Raw genomic sequence first — 14,204 nt, forward strand, 5'->3', positions numbered from 1 at the left:
CGATCGCCCGGTTACTGGAACGACGGGGCGATCATGGCGCCGCCGTCTTTCCACAATGCATTGAGGGTTTTCTCGCGAGGGATCTTTACCTTGCCCTGAGGACCAAGGTTGCGCTCGTATATCTCGCCGTAGTTACCCACCGACTTGATGACATTATACGCCCATTCGTTGGGGAGGCCGAGCATCGCCCCAAAGTCGCCTTCAACACCCAACAAGCGACGCACTTCCGCCGGAGCGGCGGGATCCGCCTTGACCTCATCAACGTTCTTGGAGGTTACGCCGAATTCCTCTGCTGCGATCAGTGCATAGCCCGTCCATCGAATGATATCTTCCCAGTTGTTGTCACCATGGCGGACGACTGGACCATTCAATGACTTGGAGATCGTATCGTCGAGGACGACGTAGTTGTCCGGATTTTTGAGCGCCGCCCTGTAAGCGAACAACGTTGAGCGGTCCGATGAGAAGACGTCACAGCGTCCGCTTTCAAAGGCTGCCAAGGCCTGATCACGGGAGTCAAAGACAACCGGTTTGTACGTCATCTTGTTCGACTTGAAGTAGTCCGCGATGATGACCTCGGTCGAAAGTCCGGTTTGCGTACAGACGTTGGCGCCGTCAAGATCCTTGCCGGACGCTACTCCGAGAGATTTGGCGACCATCAATGCGTGGCCATCGTAGAACATGATGACGGGGAAATCGAGGCCAAGGCTTCCGTCTCGGCTAAAGGTGTCCGTGACAGATCGGGAAAGAAGGTCGACCTGGCCTGACTGAAGCTGCGGAAACCGTGCCGATGGCGTCGCGGGGAGGAACTTCACTTTCGCTGCATCGCCGAGTGTTGCCGCGGCCACGGCATGGCAAAAATCGACGTCGAAGCCGGAATATTTCCCGGTCGCGTCCGGAGAGAAGAAGCCCGCAAAATTCTCGCCGACCCCGCACAACAACTCAGCCCGTCCTTTGACCTGGTCGAGCGTGCCGTTGGCAAATGCAATTCCACTAGAGAAGGCTGCGATCCCCAGTGCCGCAGCATACATTTTGATCTTCATAGCGTTCACCCTTTCAATGTCCCGAAACTGCCGTTCGGTGCTGCTTCACAGAACCACTTCCCTGTCGTCACGTCACTGACAAAAACCAACGAACTCTATGTCCTAATGGCATATGGCGCAAGCAGCCCTCAGTTCGACGCCACTGCGAAGATGGTCTTAATCCTTCAGGAAATACGTAGATTATTGTTCAGGAAAACCGAAGTATTGGCATCAAGATCCAGTAGCCGTGGAGCGACGTGGTGATTACAGATAAAATAAGCTACCCGTCATATAGCCTCAGGACATGGGTATGCCCGGTTTTCGAAATAGTGATCCACCCAGTTTGCGGCGCAGCATGCGGGAACTGGCACCGCAATCTGAGAGGTCGCGAGCATGATCACTGAGTCACAGACAAGCCGTTCGAACCGGAACTACGATGTCGTCGTTGTCGGCGCCGGATCTGCGGGTGTTGCGGCCGCATGTTCTGCATCAAAAGCAGGGGCGAAGACCTTGCTCATCGAGCGTTATGCCTTCGCCGGAGGCGCTGCAACGGCTGCATCGGTCCTAGCCTATTGCGGCCTTTACACAAGTGGTGAGGCTCCGATGGCGGTAGTCGGCGGCGTGGCGGCGGAAATTCTTGATAATGTCGAAAGCTTGGGCATTCCGGCAATGCCGATCCGTCTCAAGACGACTGGAAATTGGATTGTGCCGTTGAACCCGGAGGCCATGAAGCTGGCTCTGGATCGCACTATCGCAGCAGCGGGTGTCACTGTTCTTTATCATGCAGTTGTTTCCGGCGTCGAAGTCGTCGATGGCCGCGTTGCCTCAATCGAGGTGTCGGGGCATTTTGGCAACATCCGGATCGCAGCGGGAGCTGTCGTCGACGCGTCAGGGGAAGGTAATGTTTGCTTTCTTGCCGACCGCAGTCTTGGCCACCAAAATGCGAATGTTCAGCCCGCGTCATTTCCTCTCCGTATCGGCGGGATTCCGCCGGAATGGGGTCTTGATCGCAGCCTTTTCAGAGCGGCGGCGGAGCGGTTTAATATGTCGAAACCTCCAATTGTCGCCCGCGAGAATGGCGGCGTCCAACTGAGGGTTCCCGGTTCTTCCGAGATCTGGTGGATGGCACTGGATCTTGAAGCAAATCCTTGCGACGGAGAGAGATTCAGCCTCGCTGAAATGACGTCTCGAGAATGCGGTTGGCGGCTGGTTGAGTGTCTCAGGCAGACCAATGCCATTTTGAAAGACTGTTACCTCGCTTCGACGGGCCCCCAGATCGGCATTCGGGAGAGCCGGCGACCAAAAACCATCGGCCGCGTTACCGCACACGACATCCTCGAGGCGAAGATTCCCTCAGATACGGTGGCCTTTGGCGGCTGGCCAATGGAAATCCATCATGCACCTGGTGTGCAAGAGTACATTCCCGTGGGTGGCCAAGGGTATTTCGGCATCCCGTTCGACGCGATCAGGACTCCCATAGCAAATTTGCTGGTAGCTGGCCGTTTGATCGGTGCAGACCGGGAGGCGTACGGCTCAGTTCGCGTCATGGGGACTGCCTTCGCCACCGGCCAGGCAGCTGGTGTCGCTGCCGCCATTTCGCTCTCACGGTCTGGGGAAGTCGACGTCGGCGAACTGCGTGGTCGGCTTTCAAAACAGGGCGCGCTCCCGGTTCTGAACGCAGGCCGGGTTGCCTGAAGAGAATTCAGGCAAGGAGCGCCTCGAAACGCTTGCCGCTGTCTTCCACTTCAGTGGTGAGGCTACTGCGCAGCACACGACCGAATGAGGACAAACCGCGTTCAATATGGGTGTGCACATAGACGCCCATTTGTGGCGGCTGCGGCAACCGGTGGATCGAAATATTCCGGTCGGCAAATCCCGCTGCGGTGAAACTGTCGACGAACGCCGAACCCAAACCGACATCAACCATCTGACACGCAGTTTCAGCAAAGCGCACAATGGTGGTCGGCTCGTACCGCAGCCCTCTGTTCGCAAGGTACCCTGTTATGGAGCGACCATGCGGCGTTGTGCTTTCAAAGCCGATGAGATCAGTGGAAGACAGGTGAGCGAGACCCTTCTCGTCCAGCGAGCCTACTTGGTCCGCGGCCTTTCCGTGCGTGACGGCGACAATCTCCCCTGAACCCAGAAGCTGCGTCGAAATCGACGGGTGATCCTGCTGGTATACGCCGATAACCATCTCTCCCTCTCCGAAGACGAGGTAGTCGGTGACCTGGGAGATTGATAAGACGTCAAGCCGCATGATCAGCTTCGGGTAACGCTTGCGCAACCGCAACATTGCTCGTGGAACCAGATTTGCCGCCAGACTTGGCGATGCCCCGACGCGGATGATCATATCTTCCCCGACCGCCATCCTACGCATCGAGTCCTGTAGACTGCGTATGTTTCGGAATACGGTGGCAACCTCACTGAAAATCAGCGCGGCATGGGCAGTCGGTTGCAACCTTCCCTTTGAGCGTTCGAAAAGGGGCACCTTGGTCTGGTCTTCAAGATGGCGCAGAATGCGGCTGACAACCGGTTGGGAAACGTTGAGCATCTCCGCCGCACCAACCACGGACCCGGTTTCCATGACGGCGTTGAACACTTCGATCTGGCGTAAGGTAAACACAATCGTTCGCTCGTCCATTGTCTTTATGACATACGGTAGTGAAGAACGCTGTGTTGTCAACAAGCGTCAATGATCCTAGGGTCACCGCACTCACTTGGGAGACAATGTTATGCACGACACACAGCTCACGCGGATTGTGGACCGCCTCGAACTTTCCCGCGAACAGATGGAAGTTCTCTGCTTGCAGGCCGCACCGTTTAGCAAGTTCATCTTGCAGCGTTCCGCCGGCGGTGGGCTGCCTCCGCAGTTCACGTATTTCGGGCTAGAGACCTCTCCTTTGTCGCAGAGCGAGGCTGAGCGTCTGACCCAGTTATCGCCGCATCAGCAGCAGGACTGCGCGGAATTCGACAAGGTTCCGTTCAAAGGGGGCGTGTTTACCTATCTTCCCTACGACGATGGCGACACGATTGGACAACAGTTCTGGCTGGTGTCAAAAATGTTGGTCGTTGACCACGTCGACGCAAGCGCGTTTGCAGTCACTGTCATTCAAACCGAAGATGCGGACAAGACGTACAGTTATGGAGCCTGCAAGAACATTGTTGACGAGATCCTTGCAGCACGGCCATCAGGAGCGCAGTCCCAACTCGCGGCTGGATCTGCCGTCGATTGGGTCGTTGACGTTTCGACGGAGGATTATGTTGGCAGAATTGGCGAAATCCAGTCCCGCATCGCTAGAGGCGAGTTGCAGCAGGCAATTCTATCGGTGGGACTGTCCAAATCGACCTCTGCAACGCCAGAGGCCGTTTTTGAGGTGATGCGGCGGCGCAATTCCTCCCCACATATCTTTCTCGTCCGGGGAGAAGCCATCACACTCATCGGAGCGTCGCCGGCCATGCACCTTCGCAAGAACGGCAGCTTGTTGACCGTCGAAACGGATGCCGGCACCCGTCGCATCGGCGAAACCGAAGAAGAAACGCAAGCAATAATGCAAGAGCTCCTGGGTTCTGAAAAAGATCTGGAAGAGCAAAAAATGATCGTCGATGAGACCATCGTTGACCTCAGAGCGATTGCCGACAACGGTGGCGTGCGCATGCCCGTTGAGCTTGAAGTCCGCAAGCTTGGCAGCGTCATGCACCTCTTCACAGTTCTGGAAGCGGGCATTCGGCAAGACCTGAACCCCATCCAAGCCGTTCTCTCTTGTTTCCCGCCGTCGGCGGTGACGGGAGCCCCGAGGCAAGCGGCGATGAGAGTCATCAAGGACGTCGAGCGCCAGGCGCGCGGGCCCTATGGCGGCGTCGTCGGGTTGATTGGCTTCGACGGCTCGGTGGACACAGCCATTATCCTGCGCTCCGCCTGGATCGATGGCGATCAGATTACGATGCGATGCGGGGGCGGCATCACACACGCATCAAATGCGACCGACGAATACAACGAATGTATGAACAAGGCGCGTTCAATGATCGAATGTGTCAAGGAAGCTGAGGCTTTGCAGGAGCAGCGGTAATGAAAGCCGGTTTCCCGAACGCCTCCCGGTCATCTAAATCGGTGATCAGCCTGGAGAAGGTCGAAAAACTCTATGGCACCTTCAAGGTTCTCCAGGGCGTCAGCTTGAATGTTGGCTCCGGCGAGAAGGTTGTGATTTGCGGCCCTTCCGGTTCCGGGAAGTCGACGCTGATTCGGTGCATTAACGGTCTGGAAGACCATCATGGTGGGCGCATCAGTGTGAACGGATGCGAGTTGACCGAAGAGTCGAGAGATCAAATCAGGCGGGCGGTGGGCATGGTCTTTCAGCAGTTCAACCTCTTCCCCCATCTGACGGTTATTGAGAATTGTACGCTTTCGCCGATCTGGACCTTGAAGCTTCCCCGCAGGGAAGCCGAAGCTAAGGCGTTGCAATACCTGGAAAGGGTCAGGATCGCCGATCAGGCCCACAAATATCCGAGCCAGCTTTCGGGTGGTCAGCAACAGCGTGTCGCTATTGCGAGATCACTTTGCATGGAGCCGCAGGTTCTTTTGTTCGACGAGCCTACCTCGGCCCTCGATCCGGAGATGGTGAACGAAGTCCTGCAGACGATGCAGGAGCTGGCGAGTGAGGGCAGGACAATGGTCTGCGTTACGCATGAAATGGGCTTTGCACGCTCGGTGGCGGACAGGATCGTCTTCATGGACGGCGGCACCATCGCGGAGGAAGCAACGCCGCAAGAGTTTTTCAGCAACCCGAAAAGTTCGCGACTGAAAGATTTCATCGGGCAATTGAGGCACTAGCCATTCGATTGGTAGGAGTAAACACGGTGGTATCGATCGACGGCAAAACCCGCCTTTATTACATCATTGGCGACCCGATAGATCAGGTTAAGTCGCCAACCGGAATGTCTTCCGCATTCCAACGGTCAGGAATAAATGCCGTAATGCTCCCGGCGCACGTCGCCGCGGATCACGTCGCTTCATTCCTCGAGGCAGCAAACCAGACCAAAAACTGCGACGGCATCGTCGTCACCGTACCTCATAAATTCGCCTGCTTTGAGCATTGCCCCACGGTTTCGGATCGCGCCGGACACTTGAACGCCGTAAATATCATGAGACGGAACGAAAACTGTCAGTGGCATGGCGACATGGTCGATGGCTTGGGCTTTGTGCATGCGGCCAGCGACAGGTGCGCTCAGCTCGCAGGAAAAAAGGCGCTATTGGTTGGTGCAGGGGGAGCCGGCTCGGCAATAGCATTGGCTCTTTTGGAAGCCGGCGTTGATTCTTTGGCTGTTCACGACCTAGATGAGGCGCGACGAGACGCGTTGATAGACAAGCTCCGAAAGGTCAGAGGCGATGTCCATTCGGGTTCATCCAGTCCGCGGGGATACGAACTCATCGTCAACGCAACGCCAGCCGGGATGGAGGGCCATGACTATCTGCCCGTGGAAGTTTCTGAACTCGATAGTGCAATGTTCGTTGGTTGTGTGGTCACGGAGTCCGAAACTCCATTGATTGCCGCTGCGAAGTCCCGAGGGTGTGGGATAGCCACCGGTATCGATATGTACCGAGCACTTGAGTCCATAATGCTCACGTTTTTTCAAGGCGGTGCTAAGCGTTAAGCAGGAAAAGAGCTGCCTACAACATACTCTCGCACGATGTCGCGAAGTCCGTCCGCGTCCCAGCGTCCCCGACCCAGAATGGCTTGTTGCCGCCATGGGCCGGGATCACCGGCCGCCTCAGCCCGCATCCAAACTGTCTTATATCCGAGAGACGAACGCAAGTGAATGCGCGGCGACAATCAAGGTGAGGCGGCGTCTCATCCTGATCGCCGCGCCATAAGTGAACCCTCGATGACGCGTCGTTAGGTCACAAGTGTCGTCGAAACCAGGAGCGCATTCATCTCCTTGGATAAGTCTGTCAGAGGCCTGATGACTGGGCAGACGGCGACCGGCGTACAGGGGGCGTGAAGCGGATGCAGGCTTTCGCGTGGAACTGCAGGAACCAGTCGCACCGATGCGAAGGGAAAAGCACAAGGGGCCAAAACCGCGAGGCGAAAGTACCGAGGCGGAGCATTGGGACGGACTCCTCCGTAGTAGTGAGGAAGTGGGGTAATGCCCATGGCGCGAAGGGAGGGGGTCACCCGCGTTGGATCGACGGGCCAACGGGAGACCGGAGGAGCCCACCGGTTCCAACGGAAGGCGGCAGCCTTTCAGGGGGGGGCACGAGCCGTATGAACCGAGAGGTTCATGTACGGATCTGTGAGCGGCTCGGGGTGAGATTCCCCGGGCCGACTCGGCGCGTCCTTGTCTACCCCCTTGGAGCGGCGAACGGTCTTGCCATCGATGGCGACCACGCCCTCTGGAACGCCAATCAGAGAGGCGACCCAAGCCACGAAACAGCGTTGAAACTGCTCGGCATCCAGGCTGGCGAGGATATCGCCCAGATGATCATGAGCCGGCGTGCCCTCGCGGAACGGACGGAACCGGCGCAACAGGGCCAGCTTCTTCTCGCCGAAGCGGGCGATATCGGTGATGGTTTCCGCTCCGGCGATCACCGCCAGCAGACACAGCAGCAACACCTCCGGGAGCGGGTATTTCACCTTCGCGATTTGCCGGCCATCAGGCAGATTCTTGAAATAGCTCAAAAAAACGACTGTCTCGGCGATCGCCTCGATATCGCAAGCCTCCTCGTCCATCGACTTCATCCTCCCACGAATCAGAGGATACCGACAGATTCACCATTTCAGACCATTGTCACCGGTCAATTCACCCGATTGCCCTGTGCGACAAGGGCTTTGCGAAATCGAACAAAGGCGGTGCGCTCCAGCGTCAGTTCTCTCTGCCTGATCTTCCATTGTAGCGTACTCCTTGTTGCGACGTTACGTGTCTGACGATGTCTGGTATGTGACATTGCTGAATTGGGGGCCACGTTGTTTATAAATGCTTTTCTGCTTTGGCACAGTACATGCATTTCCATCCGCAAACGCCTTATGATTTGGGCGTGGGTTTTTTTAAATTGATCGTCATGAGGTGGCTATGCCTGGCATCCAGCCCGTTCACTTTCCAAATTTGATTTCCGTCGCCGAGGACATCGACTATGACGCAAGCTACCACGATTTCGTAAAAAATCTGGACAGAGATGAAGGCGGTATTTTTTACTGCAATTATGCATCAGACATCTACCGAAGGAAGGCGTTGGCTTTCTCCAAGCCGGCGATTCGAATAGATTCGTCATCCGAAGGGATGAGAGTTATCGCCCGGGGCAGCATTGGGACTGCCCTCTATCAGGACTTCGTCGGGCCAATACTGCAGAGTTTACCTGCCCATGATCCATCTTTCGACGTTCCTCTTCAGCCATTCCTTAATGGTCTTCTTCGGTGCGGCGTTTCCGATTCACTAAATGACGGTGATTTGCTGGGCCTGTATGGCGCATTCGGATTCGATATAGCATTGGACGTGCATCGCATCGGGAAACTGAAGCCGCGAGGTGCCCGCCATCGGGATGCAATTCTCTATTTCCCCACGACGTTTCTTGAGTTCGATCCCGAAGCCCGATCCGCACGGCGTGTGTCCTTCTTGCTCGCCGATGCCCAGCAGACTAATGAAGAAAAAATTCATATTCATAAATTCGGTTCTTCGGCTAAACCTTCGCGGCGAGGCAGCCCGGAGCCCTTCAGTCCGCTCACTGACCACACGGATTCCGTGGCGAGGGTGAAGGAGCATATCGGCAAAGGAGACGTCTTTGAAATCGTAATGAGCAAGCGGTTCAGCAGACCGATGACTGAATTGCCCAGCGCAATTTTTGAACGAATTTGCCGGAAGAGGCCAGCTCCTTACAGCTTCTTCCTCAATCTCGGAAGCTCCGAATACCTGCTCGCCACATCGCCAGAAATGCTCGTAAGAGTCCGGGCACAGGAGGTGGAGGCGCGGCCAATAGCCGGGTCCATCGCGCGAGGCAAGACGGCGGTCGAAGATGAAGCCAGAGTCCGCACCCTCCTCAACTCCGATAAGATCAGGGCGGAACTGATGATGTGCTGTGATGTCGCCAGGAATGACCTGTCCAAAGTGTGTACGCCAGAGTCTGTTACGCTGCGCGCAAATCGTCAGATTGAGCTTTATTCAAACGTCATTCATACCGTCGACTATATCACGGGCACACTCGCGCCTGGCTGTACAAGCGTTGACGCCCTCTTTGCACACATGTGGTCAGTAGCATTAACGGGCGCTCCAAAGGCCAAGGCTCTGGAACTGATTGAGAGATACGAACCTGTGCCGCGGAACTGGTACGGGGGTGCTGTCGGCTATGTGCGGCTCAACGGAGAGATTGATACGGGCATCCCGATCGCGATGATGCACATCATCCATGGGACATCTCATATTCAGGCCGGATCAAGTATCACATGGGACTCCGTCCCATCGGAGGAAGTCGCTGAAGCCAACAACAAGATCTCGTTTTTCGCAAATGATGCGCCAAATCCTTCACAAGTCCGGTTCGGAAAGCGGAAAGCTACCGTACTCTTGATCGATTTCGATGATTCATTCACCTACCTCACTGCGGGCTTGCTTTCACAGCTCGTAGATGATGTCGAGGTCGTCAATTACAGGGACGCCATTGATGCACTGAACCGGTTTTCTGGGGACGCGTTGGTGCTATCGGCCGGTCCGGGGCATCCCGCGGAATACCCGTTTGACGAGATCCTGAAGCATTGCGAGGTGGAAATGGTACCAACGCTTGGAATTTGCCTTGGTTTTCAGGGTATCGTTCAGCATTTCGGCGGCATTGTTGATCGACTAAGCGAACCCGTCCACGGCAAGCACGCGGAACTCCGTCTAAAGACACCGACTGCTCTCTATCGCAGCGTCTCAGGCTGTCTTCGTGTAGGCCGCTATCATTCCCTCTGCACTTCCCTTGGCAGTTTACCCTCGGACCTACATGTGACCGCGACCACGGACGACGAAATAATCATGTCCGTTGAGCACCAGTCTCTGCCGATTTACGGCGTCCAATATCACCCAGAGTCGATCATGAGCGCCGATGGGAACATAGGACACACAATAGTAAAAAACTTCATTGACATCGCGGTCCAGTACGAGGTGCCCCGGCATGAACCCCGATCCCTTTAGCATTCTTGGCCTCGCTTCGTCAGAGCCAGAATATTCGAGCAACAGCACGGGTGTTGGAGGCGCGAGGCATTTTCTCTTCAAGGAACTCGCAAGCCGCTACGAACTGACGGAGGTTTTCCAGCCGAAGCCGTCTGGGCTAACGGCCTTAGCCTCAAGAATAGCAACTTGGGTGCCCAATCGCGAAATCGCACAACGAACATACAAGCGCCACCGATGGATATTCCAAGAAAAGAGCCGCGCGTGCGAGAGCTATATCAATGCGTTACAGTCCAAGCCTTCCTTGATATTCCAGTGGGAGTTCTTTTTCTCGCCGTACGCAAGCGAACGGATCACTGTACCATACGTTGTATACAATGATTGGACCACCAGATTGAGTGCACGCGAATTTCCCGAGTGGGCGTTGCCACGTGTGCGAAAGCACGTTGACAGGCTTCAGGGCGAGCTGATGCGCCGGGCGGCCTGTGTTTTTACCTTTTCCGAGAAGGTGCGCCGATCTGTCATCTACGATTATGGCATTCCAGCCGAGAAGGTCGTGACGGCTTTTGCCGGTGTCAATATCAACCATTTTCCCGATCCGATCCGCCGACCGGACCGCGACCGGGTCACGATCCTTTTCGGCGGGAACGATTACGCCCGCAAGGGGCTCGGCACGCTTCTGAAAGCCTTCCGTGTTCTCCGGGCTGAGCTTCCTTCGGTGGAACTTATCGTCTTCGGGGATCCTGGGCCGAATTACGTCGCGCTGGAGGAACCCCGCGTCAGACATCTGGGACACGTTTCAGACAAGGGGAAAATCTCGGAACTATATGCAACTGCCGACATTTTCGTGCTCCCGACTAAGACCGAAGCCTTCGGACACGTTTACGCTGAAGCAATGGCTCATTCTCTGCCTTGCATTGGTACGAAAGTCGGTGCCGTCAATGAGGTCATACTCGAAGAAGAAACCGGGTTCCTGATCGAGTCCGGTGACTCCGTTGGCTTGACTGAGCGACTGCGAAAGCTCGTTACATCCAGAGAAATGCGCATTGGGATGGGGCAGCAAGGCTACAACCGTGCGAACAAACATTTCAGGTGGGATAAAGTCGTGGATGTCATGACCCCCTACCTCCATCAAGCGGCAGCAGGCCGAATTTGAAGTCCGCTATCCCGCTCGTCCTGATGGGGGCGGTCGCACTTGTGGTCGGGTTACAGAGTGCGGCCATCACACCCAACCTCGCGCTCTTCGCGAGAACACGAATTGGCATGACAGAGGGCCAGACCGCCGCTTTCCTCGGGGCCTTCTACATCAGCGCGCTCGTTTGCAGCTTGGCGATACCCCATTTCACTGACGTTTTCGGCTGGCTCAAGGCCTCGGTGGTAGGCTCAATCATTCTGACAGCGGTCGCTGCGTTGCTGTTGGCGTTTGTAGACGGATTTGGGGGAGTACTGCTTATTGCTATCGGTCTGCTTGGCCCCTCGGCGAGCTCAATCGGGCTCTTTTTTTCGTATCTTCGATCAACCGAGCAAGGGCGCGGTCACGTTGTTACGATGAGAGCTGTCTTTTCCATAGCATGGGTAGCCGGACCAGCGGGAGCGTCCTTCCTGATGAGCTGGAGAGGATTCCCCGGCCTGCTGATCGCTGTAGCTCTTTGCAGCTTGCCGATTCTTTTGTTGGCGCCGTTTCTTCCGGCGGACATCTCGCCTTCGCCTTCCTCTTCCTCAGAGGCCCGGCCGCTCAACTCCTTGAACATCGGGATCATGGTGGTCGCATTCGTCCTTTTGCAGGCAACCAACGCGGTGATTGTGATGGTGACCCCCTTGATCGTGACTGAGACACTAAAACTGCCTGTGACTTATGCGGGCATCTTGCTTTCTGCAACTTCAGCGATTGAGATACCTCTGTTCCTACTCCTAGGGCGTATGAGTCAAAAGAGATCTCCCAGAGCAGTCGTTATTGTGGGATCGGCATGTGGTGTTACCTACAGTACTTTGCTGTACGTGTTCAGTTCATTCCCCATACTTCTATCCGCTCAGTTCCTGAACGCTGCCTTCATCGTAGCCGTAATGGGTGCAGGCATGGCCTGGTTTCAGGCTTCGATGCCAACGAGGGTCGGCCTCGCAACAGGGCTCTACATGAACACGTCTCGCGCCGGCGCGCTTCTTGGTACTCCATCGGCTATTATGCTCGTCCGAGTTTTCGGAGGCGACTATAAGATAGCGGTACTCTACGCGGGGTTTCTCACTCTTATGGCAATCGCGCTCCTTTCTTTCGGTGCCCTGTATTTTAGCTCGCAGAAGGAATTCACAAACTGACGGTTTCGTAAGCCTTCATCTCGCCGCCATCGGGCATCGTAAACTTAACGGGCTGTCGAGGAAATTATGCGATCTGGCGGCATGACAAAATCTGCCCGCGATCCTCTTTATCGTCGTCATCGATTTCCCGCTGAGGTGATCGCACACGCCGTTTGGCTGTACCTTCGCTTTCCGCTGAGCCTGCGTATGGTCGAGAACCTGTTGGCAGCTCGTGGTATCATCGTCACGCACCAGAGCGTTCGACTGGCGGAGAAATTTGGTCGGCACTTTGCCGGCAAAATCCGCAGGCGATCCGCCGGTCGGCTCGGCGACAAATGGCACCTCGATAAGGTCGTCATCTCCATTGGCGGGAGCATGAAGATTTGTGGGGCGGGATGGAACGGAGTATGCCGTCGTCATTGAACTTCGACGGGGTCGGCGGGTGTGAAGCGTGCAAAACGGGCAGCAAGGAAAACAGTCGGAGAGGCGGCAACCTCGGAGGATGAGATTTTCATCCTGCAGTTTCGCGTCTGGCTAAAGGATGTGAACCCTATGGTGTGGCGTCGGGTTCAGGTTGCCTCGACGATGACGCTGCGCGAGTTTCATGGCGTCCTTCAGGTGGCGATGGGATGGGAAGGCATCCACCTTTACCAGTTCATCATTCACACGGCGCGGTACGGCTCGTGGGAGACGGGTGCCCGTTCCCCGGCCATCACGCTTGGCTAATTGAAGCTGCGCAAAGGGAGCCGGTTCCTGTACGAATACGACCTCAACATTCCCTGGGAGCACGAGATCCGGCTGGAGGAGCGCCAGTCAGTCAAACCGGGCGCTCACTATCCAGCATGCACGGGAGGAGACGGCGACTGTCCGCAGGAAGACTGCGGCGGGCCGGAAGCCTGGATGTGGCGGCAGGACAACGCCTTCGGCTACGAGACGATGGACGACCTGGAGATCACGACGGAGTTTCTGCAGGACGTTGCCGAAACGAAATCCCTTGCCGTGCTGGACGATCCTGATCGTGCGGAGGAACTGCGCGCCGCACTGGATAGACTGAAGGAGCGTGCAAGCTGGGGTCGGAACAAGAGTAGTTCAAAATCGTACGCTGAGGTCGAACGGATCGTGAACCCTCGTCGCGAATCCGCATGATGGTCTGGCGGCTTGTCACGAATTTCCTAGCAATCGCCGAAACGCTCATCCCCGTTGCGAGATCGTCCCGCACATCCTGCTTCTGTTTGTCGCTGAGCGTCGAAGGGCGGCCGAGCGCCTTTCCTTCCAACTTGGCGCGCTTGAGACCTGACTGCGTTCGCTCAATCAGCAGATCGCGCTCGAACTGCGCGACGGCATTGAGCACGTTCATGGTCATCGTGCCGGCCGAACTGGTGAGATCGGCGCCGCCGAGCGCGAGGCAATAGACCCGCACGCCCATTTCGGTCAGAGCCTTCACCGTGGTGCTGACGTCGATCGCGTCGCGGCCGAGCCGATCAAGCTTGGTCACGATCAGAACGTCACCTGACTCCAACTTGTCCATAAGCCGGGAAAAGCCGCGACGTTGCGCAATGGCGGTGCTGCCGGAAACCGTCTCGGTGACAATCCGGCGCGGCTCGACCTGGAAGCCGGCGGCTTCGATTTCTTGGATTTGGTTTTCGGTGGTTTGCCCGGTCGTGGAGACGCGGACATAGGCAAAGGTGCGTGGCATAGGTCGAATTTCGTCCGAATAGGCTGTCCGAAATATCCCGCCTGTTCAAAAGCCTGTCAAGATAATTT

At 56.2% G+C, this 14,204-nt stretch carries 10 protein-coding genes and 4 pseudogenes; 9 read left to right on the top strand and 5 right to left on the bottom strand.

Features of this window, described 5'->3' with window-relative positions; all coding sequences use genetic code 11:
- Window positions 1–11 precede the first annotated feature (11 nt).
- A complete protein-coding gene (locus V8P77_RS13120) occupies window positions 12–1,040 on the bottom strand; it encodes an amino acid ABC transporter substrate-binding protein (protein WP_264396559.1) in 1,029 nt (342 codons plus the stop codon).
- 372 nt (window positions 1,041–1,412) lie between these two features.
- Between V8P77_RS13120 and V8P77_RS13125 the strand changes: the two genes are divergently transcribed.
- Entirely contained in the window at window positions 1,413–2,714 is a 1,302-nt protein-coding gene (locus V8P77_RS13125; RefSeq protein WP_264396558.1) for an FAD-dependent oxidoreductase, read from the top strand.
- 7 nt (window positions 2,715–2,721) lie between these two features.
- Here V8P77_RS13125 and V8P77_RS13130 read toward each other — a convergent pair whose 3' ends face one another.
- Window positions 2,722–3,705, bottom strand: coding sequence for a LysR family transcriptional regulator (locus tag V8P77_RS13130; protein WP_264396557.1), 984 nt, complete (start codon window positions 3,703–3,705; stop codon window positions 2,722–2,724).
- A 46-nt stretch (window positions 3,706–3,751) separates the two neighbouring features.
- Here V8P77_RS13130 and V8P77_RS13135 point away from each other — a divergent pair, with 46 nt between their 5' ends.
- The 3 genes from V8P77_RS13135 to V8P77_RS13145 are packed head-to-tail and all read left to right on the top strand — an operon-like array spanning window position 3,752 to window position 6,668.
- Window positions 3,752–5,086, top strand: coding sequence for a chorismate-binding protein (locus V8P77_RS13135; RefSeq protein ID WP_264396556.1), 1,335 nt, complete (start codon window positions 3,752–3,754; stop codon window positions 5,084–5,086).
- Entirely contained in the window at window positions 5,086–5,847 is a 762-nt protein-coding gene (locus V8P77_RS13140; protein WP_319641128.1) for an amino acid ABC transporter ATP-binding protein, read from the top strand. Before V8P77_RS13135 ends, V8P77_RS13140 begins: the two co-directional genes overlap by 1 nt.
- Window positions 5,848–5,873: 26 nt before the next feature.
- Entirely contained in the window at window positions 5,874–6,668 is a 795-nt protein-coding gene (locus V8P77_RS13145) for a shikimate dehydrogenase family protein (RefSeq protein ID WP_264396555.1), read from the top strand.
- A gap of 17 nt (window positions 6,669–6,685) precedes the next feature.
- On the opposite strand, the pseudogene V8P77_RS13150 reads toward V8P77_RS13145, so the two are convergent.
- Together V8P77_RS13150 and V8P77_RS13155 are read right to left on the bottom strand one after the other, a co-directional pair.
- Window positions 6,686–6,808 (bottom strand): annotated as a pseudogene (locus V8P77_RS13150) (IS701 family transposase); the annotation flags it as partial.
- Between the two features lie 450 nt (window positions 6,809–7,258).
- Window positions 7,259–7,744 (bottom strand): ISAs1 family transposase, encoded by a 486-nt coding sequence (locus V8P77_RS13155; RefSeq protein WP_264396554.1) that lies wholly within the window; start codon window positions 7,742–7,744, stop codon window positions 7,259–7,261.
- Between the two features lie 340 nt (window positions 7,745–8,084).
- On the opposite strand from V8P77_RS13155, the gene V8P77_RS13160 reads away from it, so the two are divergent.
- The 5 genes and pseudogenes from V8P77_RS13160 (at window position 8,085) to V8P77_RS13180 (ending at window position 13,586) form a co-directional block, all read left to right on the top strand.
- Window positions 8,085–10,172 carry a chorismate-binding protein gene (locus V8P77_RS13160; RefSeq protein WP_264396553.1) on the top strand — a complete coding sequence of 696 codons (2,088 nt, stop codon included), beginning with the start codon at window positions 8,085–8,087 and terminating at the stop codon, window positions 10,170–10,172.
- The gene (locus tag V8P77_RS13165) at window positions 10,153–11,304 is read left to right on the top strand and encodes a glycosyltransferase family 4 protein (RefSeq protein WP_264396552.1); all 1,152 of its coding nucleotides are present in this window, start codon (window positions 10,153–10,155) and stop codon (window positions 11,302–11,304) included. The genes V8P77_RS13160 and V8P77_RS13165 overlap by 20 nt, the downstream gene beginning before the upstream one ends.
- Window positions 11,301–12,461, top strand: a complete 1,161-nt coding sequence (locus tag V8P77_RS13170; protein ID WP_264396551.1) for an MFS transporter — start codon at window positions 11,301–11,303, stop codon at window positions 12,459–12,461. The genes V8P77_RS13165 and V8P77_RS13170 overlap by 4 nt, the downstream gene beginning before the upstream one ends.
- 81 nt (window positions 12,462–12,542) lie before the next feature.
- Window positions 12,543–12,812 (top strand): annotated as a pseudogene (locus V8P77_RS13175) (transposase family protein); the annotation flags it as partial.
- A 72-nt stretch (window positions 12,813–12,884) separates the two neighbouring features.
- Window positions 12,885–13,586 (top strand): annotated as a pseudogene (locus V8P77_RS13180) (plasmid pRiA4b ORF-3 family protein).
- Here V8P77_RS13180 and V8P77_RS13185 read toward each other — a convergent pair.
- Window positions 13,549–14,136 (bottom strand): annotated as a pseudogene (locus tag V8P77_RS13185) (recombinase family protein); the annotation flags it as partial. The pseudogenes V8P77_RS13180 and V8P77_RS13185 overlap by 38 nt on opposite strands.
- Between the last annotated feature and the right edge of the window lie 68 nt (window positions 14,137–14,204).

This window comes from Rhizobium aouanii (assembly GCF_037002925.1).
GTDB lineage: Bacteria > Pseudomonadota > Alphaproteobacteria > Rhizobiales > Rhizobiaceae > Rhizobium > Rhizobium aouanii.